This window comes from Streptomyces sp. NPDC087906 (assembly GCF_055584925.1).
This window is the reverse complement of the sequence record NZ_JBVJLC010000005.1, coordinates 499,032-525,314: the sequence shown is the minus strand read 5'-3', so window position 1 is coordinate 525,314 and position 26,283 is coordinate 499,032. Positions and strand designations below refer to the sequence as shown.

Genomic DNA, 26,283 nt, shown 5'->3' with positions numbered 1-26,283 from the left:
GGAGCCGGCGGGCGGCCCGGACCGGTTCACGGGGTCGGGAGCCGCAGTGAGCTGATCGTCATCGGCGTGCCGGTGACCGCGATCAGACGGAGACGGGGATGCCCGCCGCCCGGCAGCTCCCTGAAGCCGCCGGGGGGCGTCAGGACGTACGACCCGGCGGCGCCCGGAGCGAGCCGCGCGGGCCCCGACCGTACGGTCCACCAGGCCGAGGCGCCCTGGCCGTACCGGCTGGCGAAGTGCGGCTCCAGCACGCTGCCCGAGCTGTTCACCGCCCGCACCACCACCCGGGTGACGACCGGCCGCGACAGCCCGGGACGTACCGCGAACCGGGGTTCGGCGCTCATCCGCAGCGGCGCGGGACTTAGCGCCGCGACGCCCACACACACCGCGGAGGGGACGAGCAGCGCCACCGTCACAACCACCCGCGCCCGGAAGCCCCTCTTCCCCCTGATACCGCTGATCCGCGGCAGCGCGGGCTGCCACGCCGTCGCGAACGCGGCAGCGGGGACCGTCGCGGCGGCGGCCAGCCACAGCGGGGTCATCAGCAGGAAGTAGCCGTCCTGGGAACGGGTCGCCGCGTAGAACGCCAGCCACGGCAGCACGGTCAGCGCGGGCCCCAGCCTGCGCACGAACAGCACGGCGGCGGCGAGCAGCCCGAGGAGCAGCAGGAACGCCGCGTACGAGTAGAAGTCCAGCCGCGAACTGCCGCCGGTGAGGTAGTACGAGATGCCCATGACGCCCTGGCCGTGCAGGATCGCCCCCTGCGTGAGCGGCAGCAGCGTGCCGTCGAACCAGGCGGGGAGGTCGAGCACCATGAAGTACGCGTTGATCAGCAGCCAGGTCAGCGCGGCGAGACCGCAGTAGCGGGCCAGCAGCCCGAGCGCCGCCCGGCCGCCCAGCTCACCGCGGCGCACCGCGTGCAGGCCGACCAGCAGGAACGGCAGCAGGAACCAGGCCAGTTGCTGGCTCGCGCACGCGGCGCCGAGACAGCACGCGCGCAGCACCCCGTACCGCCCGAGCCGGCCGCCCGCGCCCGTCGTCTGCCAGCGGACCACCACCGGGACGAGCAGCGCCAGGGCGAGGATCGCCGGATAGCCGGAACGGGCATAACCGGGCAGCAGGCCGAAGCCCAGGCAGACAGCGGTGGCCGCCGACCGCCACGGCGCGGGGAGCAGCCGCCACAGCGTGACCGTACCGGCGAGCAGGGCGGCCGTCGTCACCCCGGTGGCGGCCGAGGTGAAGGGTACGAGGGTGCGCACGGGCGCGGTGAGCAGCGCGGCCAGCGGGGGATAGGCGTACGTGAGATCGGCGCCGCCGGACATGGTCTTCGTGAGGCCGACGCGCGGACCGCCGAACAGCCACGGCCAGGGGCGGTCGTAGATCGTATGGCCGCGCAGGATCTCCAGCGCCGCCTGCGCGGTCAGCACCCCCTCGTCCGTACCCTCGCTGCGCAGCACGTAGCCGCAGATCGCCAGGGTCACGGCGAGTACCAGCACACCCGCGTCCACCCGGGTCAGGGCGCGGCGGCCCCGCACGGCCAGCGCGAGCACGCCGCAGACCAGGATGCCCAGGTAGCAGACGGAGATGACGACGGCCACCGGCGGATGCGTCACCATCGCCCGGGTCCAGCCACCGCGCGTACCGATGAACAGGCTGATGACCGCCAGCAGGGTGATGCCCCGGTGCCACTGCGGCGGAGCCGTGTCCGCCGGGCGCCGCGACGGTGCGCCCCTGACCACCACGGGCACGGTCAGACCTGCCTCCGGGCTGCCGGTGCGCGCGGGCAGGGTGTCGTCCATGGCGGTTTTCCTTCGTGGCTCGGCGATCCCCGACCGGGGTCATGAACCATCAAAAGGGAGAAAAACCGGCATCGCATCCGCGACCTGACGGCGCATCACACCGAGCTTGGGCCGTTCGGCCGCCTGTCCGGTGGCGTGTCGGCCACCGAAAGATGTCGGTCCACCGGCCTCAGCGCGGGCCCGTCCCGTACTGGAGCTGCCGGCCGTGCGCCGCCGCCACCGATTCGAGCACAGGCCGCCAGTCCTCCAGTACCCCCGCGTCAAGACCCACCGTCTTGCCCTCGTCGTCGGCCTGGCGCAGCCGTACCGCGTCCTCGGCCAGCGGGTCGAGCGCGAAGCGGGACGCCTCGTCATGGCTCATCGGGCCGCCCTGCGCCGCGAGAGTGCGGGCGCTCTGCGCCGACAGCGGCCGGCCCGGCTCCACGGCGGCCAGATAGCGCTTGGCCGGCACATGCAGTTGTACGAGCCTGGCCACCCGCTCGCCGAGCAGTGGGCGCACGGCGTCGGCCGCCCGGTCCGCGTGCCCGGCGTCGTCACCGGGCAGCAGCAGATGTCCCAGGTCATGGACGAGCCCGGCCACCTGGAGCTCCTTGTCGGCGGGGCGACCGCGGCGCAGCAGCGCCGCCGTCTGCAGCGCGTGATCGTGCAGATCCACCGGATCCCCGCTGCGGTCCGGTGTGTCCCAGGCGCCCTGACACGCGTGCAGGAGATCCATCAGCTCGTCGACCGATTTCGCAGCCATGGGCAGCCTCTCTCGTCCAGGGAATCTCTGCCGTCGCCCTTCCGAGCAGATCACGAAGGGGTGAACGCGTCGCCGAACGGCGGACTGAACGCGTGGCGAACAAATGCCGTCGGACGAGCCGTCCGATCTGTTATCCGTTTTCCCTGTGCCAACAGGCTTCGGTACGGCACGCTGATGGGTATGAACGCTGCCAGACATGCCGGCGAACGGCTGATGACCTGGCCGGGTCTCAGCGTCGGCCGGGCTTACTGCGGCACGGACCTGTGCGTACGCACGGGCACCCAGGAGATCGTGCACTTCCACGGCGAGAACGAGGCCGATGTGCATCTCACCAATCCTATGATCGCCAAGCTGCGTCCGGCGCTGAAGAACTCCAGCGCGCTGCGGATGAGGACCGGCTCGGGCTGGGTCACCGTACGGCTCGACACGGGCGCCGACATCGATCTGCTCACGACGCTCGTCAGCGCCGCGCTCCAGGCCGTCGCCGCGCTGCCCGCCGAAGCGGAGGGCAGCAGGGTGACCGACCCCTGCACCCGGCACGGCGTCGCCTACTCGCGCTGATCACTGCCGCTGATCACCGCCGCTGATCTCCGCCACCGACCTCCGCCGGGCCCGTTGCCCGCGTCCGTTCGCTGCGGATGCGGGATGGCCCGGCAGCGTGGATCGTGGTGGGAGGTATTCCGAGTGAGGAGCTAGCCATGTCGATGCTCGACAAGCTGAAGGGCCTCGTCAAGGGGCATGAGGACACGGCCCGCAAGGGCGTGGATAAGGCCGGCGACGCGGTCGACAAGAAGACCGGCAACAAGTACACCGGCCAGGTCGACTCCGCCCAGCAGAAGATCGACGACCAGCTCGGCTCCGGAGACTCCGGCGGCCGCCCGCCCCAGAACTGACGGTCGCGGGCCGCGAGCCCGCCGCCCCAAGACCCAAGACAGCCGATGGCCCCGCACCCACAGAGCCGTGTGTGCGGGGCCATCGGCTGTCTCGGGCGCCGTCACGCCTTCGCCGTCACGCCTTCGCCGTCACGCCTTCGACGGTTCGAGCCCAACCCGTACCAGCGCCGCGGCGAACGTCGCCGGATCGGTGTCCGTGTCGTCGGCCAGCCGTGCCAGCGCCTCCGGGTCGTCCGGCAGACCGGCGCGCCGCGCGCCTTCCTGGGCCTTCGCGTCCAGATACGGGGCGACCTCGGGCCACACTCCCTGCACCTCGCGCAGAAAGATGTCGGCGCCGACCGGGCCGAGCCCCGGCGTCCGCAGCAGCCCCGAGCGCAGCTCGTCGACGTCCCCGTCGGCGGCCGTACGCAGCCGCCGCAGATCGCCGCCGTACTCGTCGAGCAGCAGCTCGGCGCCCTCGCCGAGCTGGGTCGACGTACGTTCGTCGTAGCGGCGGTAGCCGCCCCGGCCCAGCGCGTCCACCCGCTGCTGCCAGCTCGCCTTCGCCATCTGCCGCGGCCCGCGCAGCCCCGCGTCGGCCAGCGCGCGTGCGGTGGCGAGCGCGATGTCGCTGCGGATGCGGGCGCTCAGCAGATTCGCGAGCACCAGCAGCCGGTACAGCGGCTGGGGGGTGTCCTTGAGGCGGATGTCCGCCTCCTCGGCGTAGGTGCGGCCGTGGGTCTTCAGCAGATCCCGCACGGCTTCCCGGTCCTCGGCCCGTGCCATGGCATGCCTCCCTTGCCGGAGCCGTCACCGCCGTACCGCGACGTACCGAGCCCGTCCCCTGCCGCGCCGGGGCGGCATCGCGCCGACTACTCCTTGCGTCCTTCATTGTTGCTCGGCCAGGTGCCCGTCGCACGCTCGATGGCCTTGGCACCCGAGCGGTCGACGGCCGTCCGCACGACGGCGAAGATCATGCCCTCCACAGCGGCGGCGAGCAGCACCTCGCCCCAGCCGCGGTCGCGGTCGAGTGCGTCGGGCGCGTCGTCCTCGTGGCGCAGCGCCTTCCAGGCCGAGCGGAACAGCGGTCGCGCCAGCGCGCCGCCGACCCAGCCGAGCACGAAACCGGCCGGCCGGTAGGCAAGGGTGAGTTTCTGTTTTTTGGTCACGCCGCTCGGGTGCCCGGTTCGGGCGCACGCACACAACGGCGCGGCGGACCCGTACGGCCCAACAACGCTCTCCCCGGTGACACCGCGCACCCCACGGTGGAAGGGAACATGCCCGACCACCCCGCACCCCCGGAGTCCCGAGATGACCTGTGTGAACCGACGCGACGTCGGACTGCTCGCCCTGCGGATCGGAGCGGGCGCCGTGCTCGTGGCGCACGGCACCCAGAAACTGTTCGGCTGGTTCGGCGGCCCCGGGATCGAGGGCACCGCGCAGGGCATGGAGTCCATGGGCTTCACACCGGGCAAGGAGAGCGCGATCGCAGCGGGGCTCGGCGAGGCGGGCGGCGGCGCGCTGCTGGCACTGGGCCTGGCCACCCCGGCGGCCGGCGCCGCCGCCGCGGGCGGCATGGCGGCAGCCGTGTCCGTGCACGCCCCGAACGGCTTCTTCAACCAGGACGGCGGTCTCGAACACCCCGGCTTCCTCGGCTGGACCGCGGCCTGTATCGGGCTCATGGGCGCCGGCCGCTATTCGCTCGACCACGCCACGGGGCACCGGTTCGACCAGCCTTGGATGGTCCCCGTCGCCTTCGTCGTCGGAGCCGGCGCCGCGACGGCGGTCATCCGCAAGCGCCTCGCGGCGCAGGCGGCCGAGCGGGCCGAGGCGGAGCCAGGCGAGGACGCGGCGGGCGGCGACATCGGCCCCGTGTAGGACACGACCCAGGAGACGGCGCAGGGCTCGAACAGACCCGCCCCTCCGGGTCGGCCGCCGGACGTACCCTGGCGGGCATCCGCTCGATCCAAGGAGCCTGACCCGCCATGACAGACCACGTCGACATCCGCGACAACCGGCAGCAGGGCCGCCTGGAGGCGTACGAGGACGGCGAGGCCGCCGGTGTCGTCGCCTATTTCACCCTGGACGGCACCCCGCCCGCCCTGGTCGCCGTACACACCGTGGTGGACGAGGGGCACGAGGGCAAGGGCGTCGCCGGGGCCCTGGTCAGGGAGTTCTACGCGATGGCGGCGCGCGAGGGCGTACCCGTCGTGCCGCTGTGCCCGTACGCCGCCAAATGGGCGGAGCGCCACCCCGACGAGGCACCGCCGGCCGACCCCGGCCTCGTGGCCGAGGCCAAGGCGCAGTTGAAGGCCAACGCCCAGCTCTGGTGAGGCCGGTGCGCCGGGGCCGGCAGGCCGGCGCTCTCCTGTTACGCGCCGCGGATCATGACTGCTTCCGGCGCGCGCGGGCACGTGCACCGGGAGACATTGGGAACGCACGTCTCCGCACTTCTTGGAGGTCAGGCATGACCAGCCCGTACCCGGATCCCGTACCGCCGTCGCCCACGCCGACCCCGGGTCCGCCCGGACCCGAGCCGGGGCCGCTGCCGGGTCCCGGCCCCACGCCGGTACCGGCGCCGCCGCCGAGCCCGGTACCGAGCCCGCCGGGTCCCGACCCCGTACCGGAGCCGGAACCCGCGCCTGGACCGCTCGGCTGACGACACGACCGCGGGCGGACCGGGCTGAGCAAGCCCGGTCCGCCCGCAGTCGTGTGTGCAGCCCGGTCCGTTCAATCGGCCCGGTGAGCCCGGTCAGTCCGTCGAGACCTCGGAACGGTCGCCGCCCCACAGCGTGTGGAACGAGCCCTTCCGGTCGGTGCGCGTGTACGTGTGCGCGCCGAAGAAGTCGCGCTGACCCTGGGTCAGCGCTGCGGGCAGCCGCTCGGCGCGCAGCGCGTCGTAGTACGACAGCGCGGCGGCGAAGCCCGGCGTCGGCACGCCCTGCTGCACGGCGGCCGTGATCACCGCGCGCCAGTCGTCCTGCGCCGCGCCGATCTCCTCGGCGAACTGCTTGTCGGACAGCAGGCTCGGCAGGTCGCGCTGCGTGTCGAACGCCTCGCGGATCCGGTCCAGGAACGCCGCCCGGATGATGCACCCCGCCCGCCAGATGGCGGCGACCGAACCGAGGTCGATGTCCCAGCCGTACTCGTCGCTGCCCGCCCGGATCTGGTGGAAGCCCTGCGTGTACGACACGATCTTGGACGCGTAGAGCGCCTGCTCGACCTGGTCGGCGAAGCGCGCCGCCGCCTCCTCGCCCAGCGGCGTGGCCGTCGGGCCCGGCAGCGAGCGTGACGCCTCACGCAGTGCCGCGTGGCCCGAGAGGGAGCGGGCGAAGACGGCCTCGGCGATGCCGGAGACCGGCACCCCGAGGTCGAGTGCGATCTGCACGGTCCAGCGGCCCGTGCCCTTCTGCTCGGCCTGGTCGGTGACGATGTCGACGAACGGCTTGCCCGTCTCCGCGTCCGTGTGCGCCAGCACCTCGGCCGTGATCTCGATCAGGTACGAGTCGAGCCGGCCGGTGTTCCAGGTCCGGAACGTCTCGGCGATCTTCGCGGGGGAGTAGCCGGCGACCGCGCGCAGCAGGTGGTACGCCTCGGCGATGAGCTGCATGTCGGCGTACTCGATGCCGTTGTGCACCATCTTCACGAAGTGCCCGGCGCCGTCCGGGCCGATGTGCGCGACCGTACGGGCGCCGTCGGGCGCCTTGGCGGCGATCTTCTCCAGCAGCGGTCCGAGCGACTTGTACGACTCGGCGGAACCGCCGGGCATGATGCTCGGGCCGTGCAGCGCGCCCTCCTCGCCGCCGGAGATGCCGACGCCGACGAAGTGGATGCCCTGCTCGCGCAGTTCCTTCTCGCGGCGCCTGGTGTCGGCGAAGTGGGCGTTGCCGCCGTCGATGATGACGTCGCCCTCCTCCAGCAGCGGGGCGAACTCCTGGATCACGGCGTCCGTCGGCTCGCCGGCCTTCACCATGATCACGAGGCGGCGGGGGCGTTCGAGCGCGGCGACGAAGTCCGCAGCCGACTCGGCGGGGACGAAGGTGCCCTCGTCGCCGAACTCCTCGACCAGCGCGCGGGTCTTCGCCGCCGTACGGTTGTGCAGGGCGACGGTGAGGCCGTTGCGGGCGAAGTTCCTGGCGAGGTTGCGGCCCATCACCGCGAGCCCGGTGACGCCGATCTGGGCAGTACCACTCATGCCTGTGCTCCTGGTGTCTGTCGGTCGTGCCATGGCTGTACTTCAATCGTCAAGCCGCCCGGGAGGTTCCGCATTCCGGGCCTGTCGCATCGTGCCGGTTTCCCCGGCCAGGCGCGAGCGGCGCACGGCAACCGGGCCTGCCGCGGGGATCGTTCACGAACTATTGACACCCTCTCAGCATCGGCGCAAGACTGACCCGATCTCGGAGAGCGCTCTCCCGGACGCGTCCGAACTTCCAGGACCCGTTCCGCGCCGTCTTCTCCCCGCTGTCGGCGCGGCGCGGCGCCCACGGCGGGTCACGGCCATCCGTGGCCCGCCGTGGACTCGTCCGCGCCGTCGGGGGGCGGCGCGCGGCGAAGATCAGCCGCTCGGCCGGCTCGCGCCGACGCCCGCCCGGCGGACCACGTTGAGCAGGTACTCCTTGCGGTGCAGCGGGTCGTGGTCGGTCCTGGCCCGGTCGGGCACGGCGCCGGCGACCGGCCGGTAGCTGCCGAACGCCGATTCCAGTACGCCCTCGCCGCTGGTCAGCCCCGGCAGCCGCTGCTCCAGCTCATGCACATGCGCGGCCGGGATCTCGCCGTCCAGCAGATACGAGGCGCCGTGCGGTACGGGGGAGCCCGGTACCGCCCGCAGCCGCGCCAGGAGCGGCAGGACCACTCCGAAGGTGTCGGCCGGCACGTCGAGGTGGAAGTGGTGCATCGGCTCGTGCACCGTCGTGCCCGCCTGCTTCAGCGCGTCCATCAGCACGAGCGGGGTCAGATTGCGGAAGTCGCCCGACGTGCTCGACATGCTCTTGTCGAAGACCGCGTGGGCGTGGCTCTGCCGCGCCGAGTACCCGGAGTGGGTCATGGTCACGGTGCAGTCCGGGACCTCCCAGCCGTGCAGGCCCTGGCGCAGTGTCTCCCGTACGGTCTCCTCCACCGCCTTGATGAACGAGTAGGGCATGGAGCCGAGTTCGACCTCCAGCCGGAACTCGACACCGCTGTCCGGCGGCGCCGGGTCGATACGCAGCCCGACCGTGGCGAGGAACGGGTTGGGGTCCTTCCCGTTGAACTCGACCGCCGCGCCGCTGCCGTCGGGGCGTTCGATACAGATGGTCGTCGTCTCCCGGAAGACCACCTCCACCCCGAAGTCGTTCGCCAGGGTGGCCTCGATGACTTCCTTCTGGACCTCGCCGTAGAGGGAGACGGCGGTCTCCTGGCGGAGGTCGTCCTGGCGGAGGTTGATCAGCGGGTCCTGTTCGGCGAGTTGGGTGAGGGCGACATGCAGGGTTCCCTTGTCGGCCGGCCGGCGGGCGCTGACGACGGTTTCCAGGGTGGGCGGGGCGAAGTGGGCGGTGCGGGGGCCGGTGGGCGGGTCACCGAGGGGGTCGTCGATACGGACGGTGGGCAGGCCCCAGAGGCGCCCGATGTGTCCGGCGGTGAGGGTGTCGGTGCGCCGGTCGGTGCCCCGGTCGAAGACGGTCAGGGCGGTGACCTTGCCCTCGGCGCCGCCGCCGGGCGCGATCCGGTCGCGGGTGCGCAGGGTGCCGGAGAACAGCCGCACGTACGCGATCTTCTCCCCGGCCGGACCGCGCTCCACCTTGAACACCGTCCCGGACAACGGCCCGTCCGGGTCCGCCCGGGTGGTGGGGAGCAGTTCGGTGATGCCGGACATCAACGCGGGCAGGCCCGCGCCGGTGATGGCGGAGCCGAAGAACACCGGGTGCACCTCACCGCGCCCGCTCTGCGCGGCCAGCTCACCGCGCAGCCGCCCGTACGGCAGCGCCCGCTCGTCGGCCACATACGCCGCCAGCAGCGCGTCGTCCCGCTCGGCCAGCACCTCCGCCAACCGCGCCACGAACCCCGCGTCACCGGAGCCGTACGGCCGTACGCCGGCGGTGCGGGCGCCCGCACCGTGCACCGAGCCCGTCGCCAGGACGGCGGGCGTCAGCTTCTCGCTGATCTGGCGCAGCACCCGGGCCGGGTCGGCGCCTGCCCGGTCGATCTTGTTGACGAAGACCAGCGTCGGGATCCGCAGCCGCTTCAATGCCCGCATCAGCACCCGGGTCTGCGCCTGCACGCCCTCGACCGCCGAGACGACCAGTACCGCGCCGTCCAGGACGCTCAGCACCCGCTCGACCTCGGCGATGAAGTCCGGATGCCCGGGGGTGTCGATCAGGTTGACCGTGACCCCGTCCACGACGAACGAGACCACCGCCGACTTGATCGTGATGCCCCGCTGCCGCTCCAGCGCCAGCGAATCGGTCTGCGTACTGCCCCCGTCGACGCTTCCGACCTCGTCGATAACCCCGGCCGCGTGCAGCAGCCGCTCGGTCAGGCTCGTCTTACCGGCGTCGACATGCGCCAGAATGCCCAAATTCAACGTACTCAACGAACGTCATGTCCTCTAGATAGGCGAAAAGAACCTTCTGGATGGGCAGTGACGTTCCGCGCATGATCAGCTCCAGGGTCGACGGCTGTTGCCGGGAGTACAGCAGAGGCCCGATGGGCCCGCAACCGGTTTGCCGGTCGAGCGACAGATTCCGCTTCGGGCTCCGATCGGGCATGCTTCGGGCGTGAAGCGGGCAGTGATCTGCGCTACACCACCCCTCGTCGGCGGTGTGACCTGCACCGGTTCATCCTGCGGAACGGGCATGAACGGGCACAGTCGGTCCGGCGAATAGCCTGGTCGCAGTGGGGTTATTGCTTGTACAAACGACGCATGAGCCCGAACGGGTGCTGAAGGACAGCGGAGCCAGAGCAGGGAAGTGTGTCGTGGACACCGACGAACGCCGACGAGAAATTCTTGAGATCGCCCGACGCGACGGGTCAGTGGAAGTCACCGCACTGGCCGCGAAGCTTCAGGTGGCCAAGGAGACGGTCCGGCGCGATCTCCACGTGCTGGAGGAGCACGGTCTCGTACGGCGTACGCACGGCGGCGCCTACCCGGTGGAGAGCGCCGGCTTCGAGACCACGCTCGCGGTGCGCACCACCCGGCTCGTACCGCAGAAGTCCCGCATCGCGGCCGCCGCGGCCGATCTGCTCGGCGACGCGGAGACGGTCTTCGTGGACGAGGGGTTCACCCCCCAACTCGTGGCCGAAGCGCTCCCGAAAGACCGGCAGTTGACCGTCGTGACGGCCTCCCTCGCCGTGGCGACGACGCTCGCGGACGCCGAAAAGATCGCCGTGTTGCTCCTCGGTGGCCGGGTACGCGGTTCCACCATGGCAACCGTCGATCACTGGGCGACCCGTATGCTCTCCGAATTCGTCATCGACCTCGCCTTCGTCGGTGCCAACGGAATTTCCCGTGAATACGGCCTGACCACACCGGATCCGGCCGTCAGCGAGGTGAAGGCACAGGTGATGCGCAGCGCGCGCCGCCGGGTCTTCGCCGGTATCCACACCAAGTTCGGCGCGGTGAGCTTCTGCCGCTTCGCCGAGGTCGGCGACTTCGAGACCATCGTGACCGACGCTGGACTGCCGTCGGCCGAGGCGCAGCGCTACTCGCTGCTCGGCCCGCAGGTCATCCGCGTCTGAACCGCTGTGCCCCATGAGATGTGACTCCCGTTCCCCGGCCTTGTGCGGCCGGGGGGCCGGCCGAGTACGCCCCTATTCCTGCCCCATCGAATGATCAGGAGAATTCCATGCCCCTCCAGGAACGACGACGTGGACTCTATGTGCGGGTGGGCGCAGGCGCCGCCCTGGCCGCGCTCCTCGCGGGGTGCAGCGGCGCGGGCGGCGGCGGCACGTCCTCCGGCGGCGGCGACACCATCAATGTCCTCATGGTCAACAACCCGCAGATGGTGGAGTTGCAGAAGCTGACGGCGAGCAACTTCACGAAGGAGACCGGGATCAAGGTCAACTTCACCGTGCTGCCGGAGAACGACGCGCGGGACAAGTTCACCCAGGACTTCTCCAACCAGGCCGGCCAGTACGACGTCGCCACCATCAGCAACTTCGAGGTGCCCTTCTACGCGAAGAACGGCTGGCTGACGTCGCTCGACGACTATGTCGCCAAGGACAAGGCGTTCGACCAGGGCGACATACTCAAGCCCCTTCAGGAGTCGCTCACCGCGAAGGACGGCAAGCTCTACGCCGAGCCCTTCTACGGCGAGTCGTCGATGCTCATGTACCGCAAGGACATCTTCGACCAGAAGAAGCTCACGATGCCGCCGAACCCCACCTGGGACCAGGTGGCCGATCTCGCGGAGAAGGCCGACGGCGCCAAGCCCGGCCTGAAGGGCATCTGCCTGCGCGGTCTGCCCGGCTGGGGCGAGGTGATCGCGCCGCTGACGACCGTCGTCAACACCATGGGCGGCACCTGGTTCGACAAGGACTGGAACGCCAAGCTGGACTCCCCGGAGTTCAAGAAGGCCACCCAGTTCTACGTGGACCTGGTCCGCAAGCACGGTGAGGCGGGCGCGCCGCAGGCCGGCTTCGCCGAGTGCCTCAACAACATGACGCAGGGCAAGTCGGCCATGTGGTACGACGCCACGTCCGGCGCCGGTTCGCTCGAAGCGGCCAACTCCCCGGTCAAGGGCAAGATCGGCTACGTGCCCGCGCCGGTCGACAAGACCAAGAGCTCCGGCTGGCTCTACACCTGGGCCTGGGGTGTGCAGAAGGCGTCCAAGAACCCTGACAACGCCTGGAAGTTCATCTCCTGGGCGTCCAGCAAGAAGTACGAGGAGCTGGTCGGCAAGAAGATCGGCTGGCCCAACGTGCCCGCGGGCAAGCGCGCTTCGACGTACGCCAACCAGGACTACCTGAAGGACGCGGGAGCGTTCGCCGACATCACCCAGAAGTCCATCGCCGGCGTCGACCCCAACAACCCGGGCACCCAGCCCCGGCCCACCGTCGGCATCCAGTTCGTCGACATCCCGGAATTCATCGACCTGGGCACCAAGGTCTCGCAGGAGATCAGCTCCGCGATCGCCGGTAAGCAATCGGTCGACCAGGCACTGGACAACTCGCAGTCGCTCGCCGAGAAGGTCGGCAAGGAGCAGCAGTGAGTACCTCTGTCGGAACACCGTCGCTGTCCCCGGCCGGCCAGGCGCACTCCCCTGCGCCCCGCACGGCCGGCCGGGGGCCGGGCACCCGGGCGCGAGCCTGGGCGACCCGCGCCCCGCTGCTGCCCGCGCTGATCTTCCTCATCGCGGTCACCCAACTGCCCTTCGTGGCAACGCTGCTGATCTCCCTCTTCGACTGGAACTCGCTCGCCCCCGACTCGCGCAGCTTCACCGGGTTCTCCAACTACGGCTCGGTGTTCTCCGACGCCGACCTGCGGGACTCGGTGTTCACCACGATCGAGCTGACCGTCACCGTCGTGCTGGCCAGCGTCATCCTCGGGCTGCTCCTCGCGCTGCTGCTCGACCGGAAGTTCATGGGGCGCGGCTTCGTCCGCACCCTGCTCATCACCCCGTTCCTGCTGGTGCCCGTCTCGGCGGCGCTGCTGTGGAAGCACGTCCTCTACAACCCCGAGTACGGTCTGCTCAACGGCGGCTGGGCCTGGTTCACCGGCCTGTTCGGCGTCGACAACCCCGGGCAGCCCGACTGGATCTCGGAGATGCCGCTGACGGCGGTCGAGGTCGCGCTCGTCTGGCAGTGGACCCCGTTCATGATGCTCATCCTGCTCGCCGGGCTGCAGAGCCGGCCGCTCGACATCATGGAGGCGGCGCGGCTCGACGGCGCCAGCAACTGGCAGATGTTCCGGTTCCTGACCCTGCCGCATCTGCGCCGCTACCTCGAACTGGGCATCCTGCTCGGCTCGATCAACATCGTGCAGAACTTCGACGCGGTGTTCACCATCACGGCGGGCGGGCTCGGTACCGCCAACCTCCCGTACACGATCTACCAGACCTTCTACCAGGCTCACGAATACGGACTGGCGTCCGCCGCAGGAGTCGTCGTGGTGATCGGCACCATCATCGTCGCGACCTTCGCCCTGCGCGTGGTCTCGTCCCTCTTCAGTGAGGAGGCGAACCGCGCATGAGCACCCTGACCGCAACGGACGTCCCGCCGGCCGCCACCGAGCGCCGGCGCACCAAGGCCCCCGTCGAACGCAAGGCCAGGCGGCGCTCCGCCTCGCTCGGCCTGCTGGCGTGGGTCGTCGGCGTCGTCTTCTGCCTGCCGGCCATCTGGATGCTGGTGACGTCGTTCCACTCGGAACCCGACGCCGCCACCAACCCGCCGTCGATCGGAGCGCCGCTCACCCTCGACAGCTACCGGATCTTCTTCGGCTCCGGCGGGGGGCCCAGCCCCTGGCCGCCGCTGATCAACTCGCTGATGGCGTCGCTGTTCTCGACGCTGTTCGTGCTCGTACTCGCGCTTCCTGCGGCGTACGCGCTGTCCATCAAGCGGGTGGAGAAGTGGACGGACGTGATGTTCTTCTTCCTCTCCACCAAGATGCTGCCGATGGTCGCCGGGCTGCTGCCCGTGTACCTCTTCGCGAAGAACGCGGGGATGCTCGACAACATCTGGCTGCTCGTCATCCTCTACACCTCGATGAATCTGCCGATCGCGGTCTGGATGATGCAGTCCTTCCTCGCGGACGTGCCGGTCTCCATCATCGAGGCCGCACAGGTCGACGGGGCGCGGCTGGTCACCATCCTGACCCGGGTGGTGGCGCCGGTCGCCGCGCCCGGTATCGCGGCCACCTCGCTGATCTGCTTCATCTTCAGTTGGAACGAGCTGCTGTTCGCCCGGGTGCTGACCAGTGTGAAGGCGGAGACAGCGCCCGTCTTCCTGACCGGATTCGTCACGAGCCAGGGGCTGTTCCTCGCCCAGCTCTGCGCCGCTTCCGTGGTCGTGTCCCTGCCGGTGCTCGCCGCCGGTTTCGCCGCCCAGGACAAACTCGTCCAGGGCCTTTCTCTTGGAGCTGTCAAATGAGGGCTGCGATCGTCGAGTCCGTCGGCAAGGTTTCCGTGACGACGGTTCCCGATCCGACCCCGGGACCCAGGGACGTCGTCGTGAAGGTCGCGGCATGCGGCCTGTGCGGCACCGATCTGCACATCCTGCAGGGCGAGTTCGCGCCGACCCTGCCGATCGTCCCCGGGCACGAGTTCGCCGGGGAGATCGTGGAACTCGGCTCCGACGTCACGGAACTGTCCATCGGCGACCTCGTCGCCGTCGACCCTTCGCTGTACTGCCACGAGTGCCACTACTGCCGGATCGGCCGGGGCAACCTCTGCGAACGCTGGAACGCGATAGGCGTCAGTAAACCCGGCGGGGCCGCGGAGTACGCGCTCGCGCCCGTGGCGAACTGCGTCAAGCTGCCCGACCACATCAACGTGAAGGACGCGGCGCTCATCGAACCGCTGTCCTGCGCGGTGCGCGGCTACGACGTGCTGAGCAGCACGCTCGGCGCGGAGGTGCTGATCTACGGCTCGGGCACGATGGGCCTGATGATGCTGGAGCTGGCCAAGCGCACCGGGGCCGCCTCCGTCGACATCCTCGACATCAACCCGGACCGGCTGGCCACGGCGACCAAGCTCGGGGTCTCCCGGTCGGCCGCGACGGCCGACGAGCTGGAGACGGTGCGCGGCTGGGACTTCGTCATCGACGCGACCGGCAACGCGGGCGCCATCCAGGACGGTCTCGGCAGGGTCGCCAAGGGGGGAACGTTCCTGCAGTTCGGGGTCTCCGACTACGCGACGACCGCGCTCATCGAGCCGTACAAGATCTACAACCACGAGATCACCATCACCGGCTCGATGGCGGTGCTGCACAGCTACGAGCGGGCGGCCGCGCTGTTCGCGTCCGGTGTGCTCGACCCGGCCGTCTTCATCAGCGACCGGCTGCCGCTCGACGAGTACCCGCAGGCGCTGGAGAAGTTCAAGGCGGGACAGGGCCGGAAGATCGTGGTGGAGCCATGACCCAGGACGCGGGGCCCGCGCCGGGCCCCGGGGCCGTCCTGGTGCTCGGGGAGGCGCTGATCGACCTGGTGCCCGCGCCCGGCGAACCGGGCACCTACCGGGCCCAGCCGGGCGGCGCCCCGGCCAACGTCGCCGACGGTCTGGCCCGGCTGGGTACGCCGAGCTGGTTCGCCGGTGCGCTGGGGGCCGACGCGTTCGCCCGTACGCTCGAACAGCGGCTCGTCTCCGCGGGCGTACGGCTCGATCTGTGCGCGCGCTCCCCGCTGCCGACGGCGCTCGCGGTCGCGGACCCCGGCCCCGACGGCACCGGGTACCACTTCCATCTGCGGGACACCGCCACCTTCCGGATCCCCGCGCACGCCGGCGACGTCGGCCTGTTCGGCGCGGTGTACGTGGGCGGACTCGCCGCCGTCGTCGAACCGGCCGCGACAGCGGTGGCGGCCACGGCAGCGGCGGCGGCCGAGCACTCGGTCCTGGTGGTCGACCCCAACGTACGGGAGGACCGCGGCCTCGACCGGGCGAGCAGTCTGGCCATGCTGCGGGAGCTGTGCGAACTGGCCCAGGTCGTGAAGGCGAGCGACGAGGACGTCGCCGCGCTCTGGCCTGCGGCCGACCCCGAGGAGACCTGCCGCGAACTCGCGGCTGAGGGACGGCTGGTGGTCCTCACCCGAGGCGCCGACGGCAGCACCGCGTACACCGGCTCGGGGGAGCCGGTCTCGGTGCCCGCCGTCCCCGTCGAGGTGGTCAACACGATCGGCGCGGGCGACGCGTTCATGGCGGCGCTGCTGAGCCGGCTCGCCGCCGGCGGGGCGGTGCCGACGGGCGAAGCGGCCCGCCCGATGCTGGAGTTCGCCGCCGAGGCCGCCGCTTCGGTCGTCGCGGTGTCGGGCACGGAGATCACCCTGGCCGCCGGCGTCTGACGCACACCCGGGCCGCCCCCGGACACACAGGAGCCACCGCCCTCCCCGAAAGGGCGGTGGCTCCGGTCCTGTCCGGCGCGGACTGCTGCCGAGGCGGCTCTACGCGGCCTGGCTGCCCCGGCCCGACGTCTGCCGGACGATGTCCGCGTAGCGGTAGCCGCTGCTCTTGATCGTGCGGACCTGCGTGTCGTAGTCGACGTGGACAAGGCCGAAGCGCTTGTCGTAGCCGTACGCCCACTCGAAGTTGTCCAGCAGCGACCAGGCGAAGTACCCGGCGAGCGGGGCGCCCTTCTCGACGGCCCGCGCACAGGCCGCCAGGTGCTCCTCCAGGTACCGCACGCGCTCCGGGTCGTCGACCGTGCCGTCGGGCTGGACGACGTCCGGGTAGGCGGAGCCGTTCTCGGTGACGAAGATGCGCTGCGCGCCGTACTCCTCGGTCACCCGCAGCAGGAGCTGCTCAAGGCCGTCGGCGTGCACCTCCCACGGCATGGCCGTCAGCCGGGCGCCGGGTACCTCGACCTGCTTGGCGAACGGGGCGATGCCCGTCGGGTCGTCGCGGACGATCTGGCGGAAGTAGTAGTTCACTCCCAGCCAGTCCAGCGGCGCTGCGATGGTCTCCAGGTCGCCGTCGCGCACCGGCAGGTCGACGCCGTACAGGTCGACCATGTCCTGCGGGTAGCCGCGGCCGTGGATCGGGTCCAGCCACCAGCGGTTGGTGTGTCCGTCGGCGCGGACGGCCGCCGCGCGGTCCGCCTCGCTGTCGGTGGCCGGCTCGATCGGGCTGAGGTTGTTGACGATGCCGATCCGCGCGTCGGAGGAGACGGCGCGTATCGCCTGCACCGCGAGGCCGTGGCCGAGGTGCAGATGGTACGAGGTGTGCACGGCGGCCGTCAGGTCCCGTACGCCGGGCGCCATCGTGCCTTCGAGGTGGCCGATCCACGACGAGCACAGCGGCTCGTTGAGGGTCGCCCAGTCCTTGACCCGGTCGCCGAGGCGCTCGGCGACGATGCCCGCGTACCGCGCGAAGTGCTCGGCGGTCTCGCGGGCCGGCCAGCCGCCCCTGTCCTGGGACGCCTGCGGCAGGTCCCAGTGGTAGAGCGTCGCGAACGGGCTGATGCCCGCTTCCAGCAGACCGTCGACCAGCCGGTCGTAGAAGTCGAGACCGGCCTTGTTCACCGCGCCGTTGCCGTCCGGCACGATCCGCGGCCAGGCGAGCGAGAAGCGGTACGCGTCGACACCGAGCTGCTTCATCAGCCCGATGTCCTCGGGCACGCGGTGGTAGTGGTCGCAGGCCACATCGCCGGTGTCCCCGCCGTCGATGGTGCCCGGCGTGTGGGAGAACGTGTCCCAGATGGAGGGGGCGCGGCCGTCCTCGGCCACCGCTCCCTCGATCTGGTACGCGGCGGTGGCGACGCCCCACGTGAAGTCGGCCGGAAGGGCGCTGAGCTGGTTCACTGACTTCCTTTCTGAATCGGTCACTTCACTGCACCCGCGGTCAGTCCGGCGACGAGATAGCGCTGGAGGAGCAGGAACCCGATGACGACGGGCACGCTCACGACGAGCGAGGCGGCCATGATCTGGTTCCAGTACACATCGTTCTGCGTGGAGTACCCCTGCAGTCCGATGGCGAGCGTTCTGGTGTTGTCGTTGGTCATGACGGAGGCGAAGAGGACTTCGCCCCAGGCCGTCATGAACGCGTACACGGCGACGGCCACGATGCCGGGGATGGCGGCGGGCACGACGACGCGGAAGAGCGCGCCGAGCGGGCCGTTGCCGTCCACCAGCGCCGCCTCGTCCAGGTCCTTCGGGATGGAGTCGAAGTACCCGATCAGCATCCAGATGGAGAACGGCAGCGAGAAGGTCAGATACGTGAGGATCAGACCGCCGCGCGAGCCGTTCAGCGTGATGCCGGTGCTGTTGCCGATGTTGACGAAGATCAGGTACAGCGGCAGCAGGAAGAGGATGCCGGGGAACATCTGGGTCGACAGCACCGTGACGGTGAAGACCCGCTTGCCCGCGAACCGGTAGCGGCTCACGGCGTACGCGGCGAACACCGCGATGATCACGGAGGCCACCGTCGCCGTACCCGCCACGATCAGCGAGTTGGCGAAGTACTTGGCGAGCGGGACGGTCTTCCAGATGTCGAAGTACGGCCGGATGGTGAGCCCGCTCGGGATCCACTGGAACTTGCCGTTGACGTCCTGGAGCGGCTTGAGCGAGCTGCTGACCATCACGAAGACGGGCAGCAGCACGAAGCCGGCCAGCAGGGTCAGCACGATACGGCGCGTCCAGAGGAAGGACTGCGGCGAAGCCATCGGAGACTTGCTGTGACTAGACATCGGCGCTCTTCCTCCCTCGTGACGTGAGCAGCAGATAGATCGCGGTGACGACCAGCAGGAACAGCAGGAGCAGCACCGACATCGCGGATCCCGAACCGAAGTTCCAGGTCACGAACGACGACTGGTAGATGTGGATCGAGATCAGATCCGCCGCTTCCGGCGCCGATTTGCCGAACAGCACGAACGGCGTGTTGAAGTCGTTGAACGTCCACAGGAACAGCACCAGCACCAGCACCTGGTTGACCGGACGCAGCGACGGCAGGGTGATCTTGCGGATCTGCTGCCACATGCCGGCGCCGTCGATGGACGCCGCCTCGTACAGGTCGCGCGGGATGTTCTGCAGCCCCGCCATGATGATCAGGAAGGCGAAGGGCCAGCCCTTCCAGACCGACACGACGACCAGCGCGATGAAGCTGTTGTTGCCGATCAGCCAGAACGACGGCTTGTCGGTGAGCCCGAGCTGGTCGTGCAGCACATGGTTCACCAGGCCGTTGTCGTGCTGGAACATGAAGGCCCAGGTGATGATCGCGGCGTACGCGGGCAGCGCGTACGGGATCAGGAAGATCGCCCGCAGCAGTCCGCGGCCCCGGAAGGTCTCCTGGAGCATGATCGCCGCGACCGTGCCGAACAGCCAGCACAGTCCCACGGACAGGATCGTGAAGGCGCAGGTCACCCAGAACGAGTGGAGCAGCGCCTGGCCGATCGGCGCGTCGAAGTCGACGGCGACCTTGTAGTTGTCGAAACCGGACCAGGGAGCCTGGCCCCAGTTGCGGATGAAGAAGAGGGTCAGCTTGCGGAAGCTGACCACGATCCCGACGGCCATCGGGATCAGATGGATGAGCAGTTCGAGCAGGATCGCCGGCAGCAGGAGCAGATAGGGCAGACCGCCGCGGCGGATCCGGTCGGGGATGCGCGGCAGTCGTCTGCGCGCACCCCCACTGCCCGAAGTCTCCTTGCTGCCCGCCTGCGCACTGGGGGGTGTCACGGTGGCGGTCATGGAGAGAGCCTCACTGCGTCATCTGCTGCTGGGCCTTGGTCAGGGCTGCCTTGACGGACTCGGTGGTCACCGGCTTTCCGCCCGCGGCGTCCGCCCACAGGCCCTTGATGGCCGTGCCGACGGTGGTCTCGAACTGCGACTCGGCAGCGACCTGGGGGAGCGGCGCGGCGCTCTTGGCGAGCGTGTCACGCAGGACCTGGAGGTCGGGCGCCGAGAACGCCGGGTCGGCCTGGGCGGCCTTGACGGGCGGGATCGAGCCGTAGCTCTTGTTGAGGTACACCTGCTCGGCGTCGCTCGTCATGAACTTCACGAACTTCTTGGCGCCGTCGACGTTCTTGGTGTTGTTGAACACCGCGATGTTGATACCGGCGACCATGGAGTTGACGTTCGTGCCCGTGCCGGGAACGCCGGACTGGACCGGCACCGGGGCCGCGCCCCAGTCGTCGGGCTTCATGCCCTGGGAGGCGAAGCTCGTGGCCGCGGCCTGCCACAGCACCATCGCGGTCTTGCCCTTGGCGAAGTCCGTGAGCGACTGGTTCTGCGCGTACTCCGCGTTGCCCGGAGCGATGATCTTGTCCTTGGCCATGAAGTCGACGTACTGCTTCACGGCGGCCACCGCGCCGTCGGAGGTGAACGTCGGCTGGCCGGACTTGTCGAAGAAGTCGGCACCGTGCTGCTGCCCGAGGGCGAACGCCTGGTGGATGTTGTTGGAGAGGTTGCCACCCTCAGCGCCGAGGCCCCACTTGTTGGCGTCCTTGGCGTGGATCTTCTTTCCGTCGGCGATCAGTTCGTCCCACGTCGTCGGGGGCTTGCTGATCCCCGCGTCGGCGAACATCTGCTTGTTGTAGTACAGCGCGTACGCCAGCGAGTACAGCGGTACGGCCGACGGGTCCTTGCCCTCGGCGCCGGACGAGCCGACCGCCGACGTGACGAAGCGGTCCTTGCCGCCGATCGCGTCGAAGTTCTTCGCGTTCCACGGCAGCAGGGCGCCGCTCGCCTGGAGAGAGGCCGACCAGGTGTTGCCGATGTTGAGCACGTCGGGGCCGTCACCCGACGTGGTGGCCGCGAGGATGCGGTTGAGCAGGTCGGACCACGGGACGACTTCGAGCTTGACCTTGATACCCGTCTGCTTCTGGAACTTCGCCAGCTCCGGGGTCAGGATCTTCTTGTCGGCGTCGATGTTGGGGCCCTGGTTGGACGCCCAGTAGGTGAGCGTCTTCGGTGCGGAGTTGTCGCCGCTGTCCGACGAGCCTCCGCCGCAGCCCGTGGCTGCTGCCGCGAGGGCGGTGACGACGGTGACGGCTGCTGCGGCTCTGATCTTGCGCATGTGAGGTGGCCCCTTTCCGGGGGTGGCATCGTTCGAGAGTCGAACGGTCTCCATGACTTAATTTATGCCGTGATTTAAGAGGTGAGAGAAGGTCGCGTCAAGGGCTGCGACGGGGGTATGTTGCGTCCAGGGAAGGAGCAACATGGCGGAACGCAACAGAAGAACAGTGCGTGACCTGCGACGCGGCAACCGCGCCCGGGTTGTGCAACGGTTGTATTTCGATGGCCCGCTGAGCCGCCAGGAGCTCGGATCCGCGACCGGCTTGAGTTCAGGATCCATCAGCAACGTCGTCGCCGAACTCGCCGCCGAGGGTCTCCTGGAGGAGGCCGGAGTGGTCGATTCCGACGGCGGCCGCCCCCGTACCCTGCTGCGTGTCGCCCCCGCCGGCGGACTGCTCATCGGCATCGACATCGGCGAAACCCGGGTGCGGGTCGAGCTGTTCGACCTGTCGCTCACCGAACTCGCCAGGACCGACCGGCTGCTGGCCCAGCACGGCTACGACGTCGACCGCATCGTCGCGCATGTGCGCACCGGCGTCGCCGATGTCATCAGGGACGCGGGCGCCGATCCGCACCAGCTCCTCGGTATCGGCATCGGGGTGCCCGGCATCATCGAGCGCGGCGGCCCCGAAGGCGCGGTCGTGCACGGCCAGACCATCGGCTGGAGCGCCGTACCGTTCGAGCGGCTGCTCCGCGAGGCCGTCGAAGTCCCGCCCGAGGTACCGCTGTTCATCGACAACGGCGCCAAGACGCTGGGCCAGGCCGAGATGTGGTTCGGCGGCGGCAGGGGCGCCGGCACCGCCGCCATCGCGCTGATCGGCTCCGGCGTCGGCGCGAGCGTCATACACGGCGGCGCGCTGGTCGAGGAGAGCAGACGCGGCACGGCCCTCGAATGGGGCCACACCACCGTGCACATGAGGGGCCGCCGCTGCCGCTGCGGCTCCATCGGCTGTCTGGAGGCGTACGCGGGCGCCGAGGCGATGCGCGAGCGCTGGCACGAGCTGGGAGGTCCGCTCCCGGACGACACCGACGACGAGAGCGCCCTGGCGGCCCTGCTGGACGCCGCGTTCCCCGACACCGAGGGCGCGGTGCCCGATCCGCTCGCCGTCTCCCTCCTCGACGACACCGCCGAGTGCCTGGGCGCGGCACTCGCCGATCTGATCAACCTCTTCCTGCCCGACCGGATCCTGCTCGGCGGCTGGGCGGGGCTGCTGGTCGGCCCGCACATCCTGCCCGCCATCCGCCGGCACGCCGCGCAGTACGCGCTCAGCCACGCCGCCGGGCGCACCACCATCGACATCGGCGAACTCGGCCCCGACGCGGTGACGGTGGGGGCCGCGACGCTGCCGCTGGCCGCCTTCCTGGCGCGCGGCGGCAGCCGTCCCCGTACGCCGGACGAGAGCGTCCCGCAGAGCGGCGCCGTGGGCGTACCGAGGCGCTGGCGGCGCGCTCCCGCGACCGCGGGGGAGGCGTCGGGCGAACCGATCCCCGGCTGACCTCCGCGACCTGACTCAGGCCGACTGCCGTATCACCAGGGTGGGTTCGAATATCACCGAGGTGACAGGACGGTCGGGGCGGGCGAGCCGGTCGAGCAGCAGCCGTCCCATCTCAGCCGCCATGTCCTCCACGGGCTGGCGCACCGTCGTCAGCGGCGGCCGGCAGGCGGCAGCGGCGCTGCTGTCGTCGAAGCCGATCACCGCGACATCCTCCGGCACCCGCTTGCCGTGCTCGCGCAGCACATGGCAGGCGCCCACGGCCATCAGGTCGTTGGCGGCGAACACGCCGTCCAGATCGGGGTGTTCGGCCAGCAGCCGCTCCATGGCCGCCTCGCCGCTCTCCTGGGTGAACCGGCCCTCGGCGATGGGGATGTACGGATGGCCCTGGCGCGTCATCGTGGTGCGGAACCCGGCGAGCCTGTCCTGCCCCGCCGGCACGTCGAGCGGGCCCGTGATGGTGGCGATCCTGCGGCAGCCGCGCTTGACGAGATGCTCGGCCGCGATCCGCGAACCGTCCTGGTGCGCGAGGTCGACGTAACTGATCCGCACCGGCCTGGCCGGACGCGCGTACAGCACGGCGGGCAGCCCCGCCTCGGTGATCATGGCGGGCAGCGGGTCCTCGGCGTGCGTCGACACGACGAGCGCGCCGTCGGCGCTGCCCTGGCGCATGTACGAGACGATCTCCTCCCGGGCGCGCGCCGTCTCCGCGAACATCAGCACGGGGAACATCCCGCGCGGCCTCAGGTAGTTGACGACACCGGTCACCACCCGGCCGAAGAACGGGTCGGAGAAGACCTCGGCGGTGAACGAGTCGCTGCCGCCGTCCGGCGCCCCCAGGTCGGCGTCGCTCCCCTCGCTGTCCCGGTAGATGCTGCTGCCACCCGTGGGGTCGTCAGGATCGGGATCGGCCCCCGCCCCCGAGACGACCAGCGCGATCGTGTCGGCCCGCCGCGTCACCAGGGAACGGGCCGCCCGGTTGGGCGTGTAGCCGGTGCTGGCCACGGCTTTGCGGACCGCGTCCGCTATCGTCGGGTCGACATTCCGGACACCGTTGATGACACGCGAGACCGTGGCGCGGGAGACACCAGCCGTCCGCGCCACATCCTCCAGGGTGGGTGCGCCGGTCGAGCGCACGTCTTCCGTCATGACCGCATTTATAGCATTAGAGGAGAGCGCTCTCCGTGGTCGCCCCTGGTGACAGCGGGGAGGGGCGCCGAAGCGGACACCACGCCGGTGAGCGGCAGGTCCCCGGCCGAGCGGCCACCGAGCAGAAGGAACTCGCCCGGCTCGCTCTCCCAGCGCTGCCGCTCCACCGACCAGTGCGCCAGCGCCCTGGCCGGCACGTGGACGACGGCGACGGCCTCCTCGCCGGGCCCCGCGGTCACCGCCGTGTACCCGACGAGCCGCCGCATCGGCCGCTCGACCGCCGAGTCGGGCCTGGCCAGATAGAGCTGTACGACCTCGCGTCCGCGCCGCCGCCCGGTGTTGCGCAGCGTCACCCGCACCTCGAACCCGTTCCCCTCGGCCACGGCGACAGGCGTCTCCATCGACTCGTACGCCCAGGTCGTGTACCCGAGGCCGTGCCCGAACCAGTGGGCGGGCGGGGTGCCGGCGCGCAGCCAGGCCGCGTACCCGATGTGCGGCCCCTCCCGGTAGCTGAGCCGGCCCTGCTCGGGCTCCGTGCGGAGCACCGGTACGTCGTGCTGGGCGGCCGGCCAGGTGGTGGGCAGCCGGCCGCCCGGCTCGGCCCGGCCGAACAGCACGTCGGCGAGACCGTGCCCCGCCTCCTGGCCGGGGAACCAGGCCAGCAGCAGCGCCGGCGCCCGGCTTCCGGTGTCCGGAAGCAGCACGGGCCCGCCGGAGTTGACGATCACCACCGTGCGTTCGTTGGCCTCGGCCACGGCCCTGATCAGCTCGTCCTGGCCGTCCGGCAGGGCGAGCGTCTCGCGGTCGCGCCCCTCGGACTCGCTCTCCTCCGTCGTACCGACGACGACCACGGCGACATCGGCGGCCCTGGCCGCCGCCACGGCGGCGGCGAGTGCGTGCGCCGCGTCCCCCGCGGGCCGGGCCGCCGCCAGGATCGTGGCCACCCCCGAGCCGGGATCGAGCCGGCGCCTGGCGACCACCTCCACCTCGTCGCCCGCGGTCAGTTCGGCGCTCGCGCTGCGGTAGGGCGGCGCCACATGGACCCGGGTCGGATCGTCGGAGTCCAGCGGAAAGGTCCCGGTGAGCAGGGTCTCGCCGGCGACCGACAGTGAGATCAGCCCCCAGCCGCCGACGGCGAAGGTCCACCTGCCGCTCTCGTCCGGGCGGAGCAGCGCCCGGATCTCGACCGTGTGCGCGCCGGGCGGCACCAGGCCGGGCTCCACGATCCGGCCCGACAGCCGGTGCTCGGCGTGGAGTTCGCCGCCTGCCTCGTCCAGCAGCCGTACCAGGACACCCGGTTCGCCGTCGCGCGGGTCCCGTACGAACGCCCGCTCCAGCGGCCGGGGCAGCCGGCCGGCCGGCAGTCCCGGCGTATGGCTCACCTCGGCCGTGCCGCGCAGCGCGTGGACGATGCCCTCCAGCGGCGAGACGACCGAGTCGGGGAACACCTCGGCGCTGCCGCCGCCCTGGATGCGGACCGACGCGGCATGCGGTCCGACCACGGCGACCGAGCGCAGCCGCGCCGGGTCGAGCGGCAGCAACTCGCCCTCGTTGCGCAGCAGTACGGACCCGGCGGCCACCGCGCGGCGCAGCAGCGCGCGCTGGTCGGACGGCGCGCTCACCGGGTGCCAGACCAGCGGGGGCTCGTTCCGGCCAGGGGTGAGCGCGCCCACCCGGTCGGCCAGCCGCAGCAGTCTGCGCACCTTGTCGTCGACGGCCTCCGGCGGGACAAGTCCCTTGCCCGCCGCTTCGAGCAGCCCAGCGGACCACGGGCTGTCAGGGCCGCCCATCGCCAAGTCCTGTGCGGAGCGCGCCGTGTCGAGCAGGGAGCGCACGGCGCCCCAGTCGGAGACCACGGGCCCCGCGAAGCCCCACTCGCTCTTCAGCGGCCGCCGCAGCAGCGGCCCCGCCGCCATCGTCACCCCGTTGACCTGGTTGTATGAGGACATCATGGCCCAGGTGCCGGCTTCGACCGCCGCCTCGAAAGGCGCCAAATACACTTCGCGCAGGGTCCGTTCGTCGACCTGTACGTCGACCGTGAGCCGATCCGTCTCCGAGTCGTTGGCCACGAAGTGCTTCGGGGTGGCCGCGACGCCGCCCGACTGGATGCCCCTGATGAGCGCGGCGCCGGTGCGCCCGGTCAGCAGCGGGTCCTCGGAGAAGCACTCGAAGTGCCGCCCGCCCAGCGGCGAGCGGTGCAGATTGAGCGTCGGCGCCAGCAGTACGTCGATGCTTTTGCGCCGCGCTTCGGCGGCGAGCAGCGCACCGAGCGCGGTGGCCAGTTCGTCGTCCCAGGCCGCGCCGACCGCCGTCGGCGAAGGCAGGACGAGCGAGGTGTCCCGCTCGTCCCAGGCGTCGCCGCGCACCCCCGCGGGGCCGTCGGAGAAGGCGAGAGGGCGCAGTCCGACGGCCGGCTCGGCATGGGTCCGCCAGTTGCTCGCGCCGGTCAGCAGGCGCACCTTCTGCGCGAGGTCCAGTTTCTCCAGCAGATGGTCGATCTCTTCGTCAGTCATACCCAACCCCTTCTCCCACCCCTCGGAGAGCGCTCTCCGGCTCGCATGGCCCAGACTCCCCGGACCGGGCGGGCGCTGTCAATGGC

The 26,283-nt window shown here is 70.7% G+C and carries 23 protein-coding genes; 11 read left to right on the top strand and 12 right to left on the bottom strand.

The features are described 5' to 3' along the window. Positions 1-26: 26 nt before the first annotated feature. Positions 27-1,799 carry a hypothetical protein gene (locus ACZ63I_RS18580; RefSeq protein WP_469339834.1) on the bottom strand — a complete coding sequence of 591 codons (1,773 nt, stop codon included), beginning with the start codon at positions 1,797-1,799 and terminating at the stop codon, positions 27-29. A 169-nt stretch (positions 1,800-1,968) separates the two neighbouring features. Next, positions 1,969-2,541 carry an HD domain-containing protein gene (locus ACZ63I_RS18575; protein ID WP_469339833.1) on the bottom strand — a complete coding sequence of 191 codons (573 nt, stop codon included), beginning with the start codon at positions 2,539-2,541 and terminating at the stop codon, positions 1,969-1,971. Positions 2,542-2,721: 180 nt separating this feature from the next. Between ACZ63I_RS18575 and ACZ63I_RS18570 the strand changes: the two genes are divergently transcribed. Then, positions 2,722-3,102, top strand: a complete 381-nt coding sequence (locus ACZ63I_RS18570) for a luciferase domain-containing protein (RefSeq protein ID WP_469339832.1) — start codon at positions 2,722-2,724, stop codon at positions 3,100-3,102. Positions 3,103-3,239: 137 nt separating this feature from the next. Then, a complete protein-coding gene (locus tag ACZ63I_RS18565; RefSeq protein ID WP_469339830.1) occupies positions 3,240-3,434 on the top strand; it encodes an antitoxin in 195 nt (64 codons plus the stop codon). A gap of 129 nt (positions 3,435-3,563) precedes the next feature. Here the strand turns inward: ACZ63I_RS18565 and ACZ63I_RS18560 are convergent, their stop codons facing one another. Both ACZ63I_RS18560 and ACZ63I_RS18555 read right to left on the bottom strand, forming a co-directional pair. Continuing rightward, entirely contained in the window at positions 3,564-4,199 is a 636-nt protein-coding gene (locus ACZ63I_RS18560; RefSeq protein WP_469339829.1) for an HhH-GDP family DNA glycosylase, read from the bottom strand. Positions 4,200-4,285: 86 nt separating this feature from the next. Next, positions 4,286-4,582, bottom strand: coding sequence for a DUF4235 domain-containing protein (locus ACZ63I_RS18555; protein ID WP_041993533.1), 297 nt, complete (start codon positions 4,580-4,582; stop codon positions 4,286-4,288). A gap of 142 nt (positions 4,583-4,724) precedes the next feature. On the opposite strand from ACZ63I_RS18555, the gene ACZ63I_RS18550 reads away from it, so the two are divergent. Further along, entirely contained in the window at positions 4,725-5,291 is a 567-nt protein-coding gene (locus ACZ63I_RS18550; RefSeq protein ID WP_469339827.1) for a DoxX family protein, read from the top strand. Between the two features lie 107 nt (positions 5,292-5,398). Further along, positions 5,399-5,746 carry a GNAT family N-acetyltransferase gene (locus ACZ63I_RS18545; RefSeq protein WP_469339826.1) on the top strand — a complete coding sequence of 116 codons (348 nt, stop codon included), beginning with the start codon at positions 5,399-5,401 and terminating at the stop codon, positions 5,744-5,746. A 419-nt stretch (positions 5,747-6,165) separates the two neighbouring features. On the opposite strand, the gene gndA is transcribed toward ACZ63I_RS18545, so the two are convergent. Then, a complete protein-coding gene (gene gndA, locus ACZ63I_RS18540) occupies positions 6,166-7,608 on the bottom strand; it encodes an NADP-dependent phosphogluconate dehydrogenase (RefSeq protein WP_469339825.1) in 1,443 nt (480 codons plus the stop codon). A 360-nt stretch (positions 7,609-7,968) separates the two neighbouring features. Continuing rightward, positions 7,969-9,981, bottom strand: coding sequence for a GTP-binding protein (locus ACZ63I_RS18535; RefSeq protein WP_469339823.1), 2,013 nt, complete (start codon positions 9,979-9,981; stop codon positions 7,969-7,971). Between the two features lie 383 nt (positions 9,982-10,364). Here ACZ63I_RS18535 and ACZ63I_RS18530 point away from each other — a divergent pair, with 383 nt between their 5' ends. From ACZ63I_RS18530 to ACZ63I_RS18505, 6 genes are all read left to right on the top strand, one after another. After that, positions 10,365-11,126 (top strand): DeoR/GlpR family DNA-binding transcription regulator, encoded by a 762-nt coding sequence (locus ACZ63I_RS18530; protein WP_469339822.1) that lies wholly within the window; start codon positions 10,365-10,367, stop codon positions 11,124-11,126. Between the two features lie 107 nt (positions 11,127-11,233). Next, a complete protein-coding gene (locus ACZ63I_RS18525) occupies positions 11,234-12,598 on the top strand; it encodes an ABC transporter substrate-binding protein (RefSeq protein WP_469339821.1) in 1,365 nt (454 codons plus the stop codon). Positions 12,599-12,621: 23 nt separating this feature from the next. Further along, on the top strand, positions 12,622-13,578 hold the full coding sequence (locus tag ACZ63I_RS18520; RefSeq protein WP_469339969.1) for a carbohydrate ABC transporter permease: 957 nt from the start codon (positions 12,622-12,624) through the stop codon (positions 13,576-13,578). Further along, the gene (locus ACZ63I_RS18515) at positions 13,575-14,474 is read left to right on the top strand and encodes a carbohydrate ABC transporter permease (protein ID WP_469339819.1); all 900 of its coding nucleotides are present in this window, start codon (positions 13,575-13,577) and stop codon (positions 14,472-14,474) included. The genes ACZ63I_RS18520 and ACZ63I_RS18515 overlap by 4 nt, the downstream gene beginning before the upstream one ends. Continuing rightward, on the top strand, positions 14,471-15,460 hold the full coding sequence (locus tag ACZ63I_RS18510; protein WP_469339817.1) for a zinc-dependent alcohol dehydrogenase family protein: 990 nt from the start codon (positions 14,471-14,473) through the stop codon (positions 15,458-15,460). Before ACZ63I_RS18515 ends, ACZ63I_RS18510 begins: the two co-directional genes overlap by 4 nt. After that, positions 15,457-16,380: a PfkB family carbohydrate kinase gene (locus ACZ63I_RS18505; protein ID WP_469339815.1), complete on the top strand. Its 924-nt coding sequence runs from the start codon at positions 15,457-15,459 to the stop codon at positions 16,378-16,380. Before ACZ63I_RS18510 ends, ACZ63I_RS18505 begins: the two co-directional genes overlap by 4 nt. A gap of 99 nt (positions 16,381-16,479) precedes the next feature. On the opposite strand, the gene ACZ63I_RS18500 is transcribed toward ACZ63I_RS18505, so the two are convergent. Genes ACZ63I_RS18500 through ACZ63I_RS18485 form a run of 4 tightly spaced genes read right to left on the bottom strand, consistent with a single transcriptional unit; the run spans position 16,480 to position 21,043 of the window. Next, positions 16,480-17,835: a GH1 family beta-glucosidase gene (locus tag ACZ63I_RS18500; RefSeq protein ID WP_469339814.1), complete on the bottom strand. Its 1,356-nt coding sequence runs from the start codon at positions 17,833-17,835 to the stop codon at positions 16,480-16,482. 20 nt (positions 17,836-17,855) lie between these two features. Then, on the bottom strand, positions 17,856-18,719 hold the full coding sequence (locus tag ACZ63I_RS18495; protein ID WP_469339812.1) for a carbohydrate ABC transporter permease: 864 nt from the start codon (positions 18,717-18,719) through the stop codon (positions 17,856-17,858). Beyond that, positions 18,712-19,716 (bottom strand): carbohydrate ABC transporter permease, encoded by a 1,005-nt coding sequence (locus ACZ63I_RS18490; RefSeq protein WP_041993576.1) that lies wholly within the window; start codon positions 19,714-19,716, stop codon positions 18,712-18,714. The genes ACZ63I_RS18495 and ACZ63I_RS18490 overlap by 8 nt, the downstream gene beginning before the upstream one ends. 10 nt (positions 19,717-19,726) lie before the next feature. Continuing rightward, complete coding sequence (locus tag ACZ63I_RS18485) at positions 19,727-21,043, bottom strand: ABC transporter substrate-binding protein (protein WP_469339811.1); 1,317 nt, start codon at positions 21,041-21,043, stop codon at positions 19,727-19,729. A 142-nt stretch (positions 21,044-21,185) separates the two neighbouring features. Between ACZ63I_RS18485 and ACZ63I_RS18480 the strand changes: the two genes are divergently transcribed. Next, the gene (locus ACZ63I_RS18480; protein WP_469339809.1) at positions 21,186-22,538 is read left to right on the top strand and encodes an ROK family transcriptional regulator; all 1,353 of its coding nucleotides are present in this window, start codon (positions 21,186-21,188) and stop codon (positions 22,536-22,538) included. Positions 22,539-22,553: 15 nt separating this feature from the next. On the opposite strand, the gene ACZ63I_RS18475 is transcribed toward ACZ63I_RS18480, so the two are convergent. Both ACZ63I_RS18475 and ACZ63I_RS18470 read right to left on the bottom strand, forming a co-directional pair. Continuing rightward, positions 22,554-23,684, bottom strand: a complete 1,131-nt coding sequence (locus tag ACZ63I_RS18475) for a LacI family DNA-binding transcriptional regulator (RefSeq protein WP_469339807.1) — start codon at positions 23,682-23,684, stop codon at positions 22,554-22,556. Positions 23,685-23,692: 8 nt separating this feature from the next. Continuing rightward, positions 23,693-26,197, bottom strand: a complete 2,505-nt coding sequence (locus ACZ63I_RS18470) for a glycoside hydrolase family 3 C-terminal domain-containing protein (protein WP_469339806.1) — start codon at positions 26,195-26,197, stop codon at positions 23,693-23,695. Between the last annotated feature and the right edge of the window lie 86 nt (positions 26,198-26,283).

Bases quoted from the DNA above. Each gene is read 5' to 3' on its own strand.
- ACZ63I_RS18575 (WP_469339833.1), bottom strand. From the start codon at position 2,541: ATGGCTGCGAAATCGGTCGACGAGCTGATGGATCTCCTGCACGCGTGT.
- ACZ63I_RS18515 (WP_469339819.1), top strand. From the start codon at position 13,575: ATGAGCACCCTGACCGCAACGGACGTCCCGCCGGCCGCCACCGAGCGC.
- ACZ63I_RS18480 (WP_469339809.1), top strand. From the start codon at position 21,186: ATGGCGGAACGCAACAGAAGAACAGTGCGTGACCTGCGACGCGGCAAC.
- ACZ63I_RS18565 (WP_469339830.1), top strand. From the start codon at position 3,240: ATGTCGATGCTCGACAAGCTGAAGGGCCTCGTCAAGGGGCATGAGGAC.
- ACZ63I_RS18550 (WP_469339827.1), top strand. From the start codon at position 4,725: ATGACCTGTGTGAACCGACGCGACGTCGGACTGCTCGCCCTGCGGATC.
- ACZ63I_RS18485 (WP_469339811.1), bottom strand. From the start codon at position 21,043: ATGCGCAAGATCAGAGCCGCAGCAGCCGTCACCGTCGTCACCGCCCTC.
- ACZ63I_RS18505 (WP_469339815.1), top strand. From the start codon at position 15,457: ATGACCCAGGACGCGGGGCCCGCGCCGGGCCCCGGGGCCGTCCTGGTG.
- ACZ63I_RS18545 (WP_469339826.1), top strand. From the start codon at position 5,399: ATGACAGACCACGTCGACATCCGCGACAACCGGCAGCAGGGCCGCCTG.
- ACZ63I_RS18510 (WP_469339817.1), top strand. From the start codon at position 14,471: ATGAGGGCTGCGATCGTCGAGTCCGTCGGCAAGGTTTCCGTGACGACG.
- ACZ63I_RS18525 (WP_469339821.1), top strand. From the start codon at position 11,234: ATGCCCCTCCAGGAACGACGACGTGGACTCTATGTGCGGGTGGGCGCA.
- ACZ63I_RS18475 (WP_469339807.1), bottom strand. From the start codon at position 23,684: ATGACGGAAGACGTGCGCTCGACCGGCGCACCCACCCTGGAGGATGTG.
- ACZ63I_RS18470 (WP_469339806.1), bottom strand. From the start codon at position 26,197: ATGACTGACGAAGAGATCGACCATCTGCTGGAGAAACTGGACCTCGCG.
- ACZ63I_RS18560 (WP_469339829.1), bottom strand. From the start codon at position 4,199: ATGGCACGGGCCGAGGACCGGGAAGCCGTGCGGGATCTGCTGAAGACC.
- ACZ63I_RS18580 (WP_469339834.1), bottom strand. From the start codon at position 1,799: ATGGACGACACCCTGCCCGCGCGCACCGGCAGCCCGGAGGCAGGTCTG.
- ACZ63I_RS18570 (WP_469339832.1), top strand. From the start codon at position 2,722: ATGAACGCTGCCAGACATGCCGGCGAACGGCTGATGACCTGGCCGGGT.
- gndA (WP_469339825.1), bottom strand. From the start codon at position 7,608: ATGAGTGGTACTGCCCAGATCGGCGTCACCGGGCTCGCGGTGATGGGC.
- ACZ63I_RS18495 (WP_469339812.1), bottom strand. From the start codon at position 18,719: ATGTCTAGTCACAGCAAGTCTCCGATGGCTTCGCCGCAGTCCTTCCTC.
- ACZ63I_RS18490 (WP_041993576.1), bottom strand. From the start codon at position 19,716: ATGACCGCCACCGTGACACCCCCCAGTGCGCAGGCGGGCAGCAAGGAG.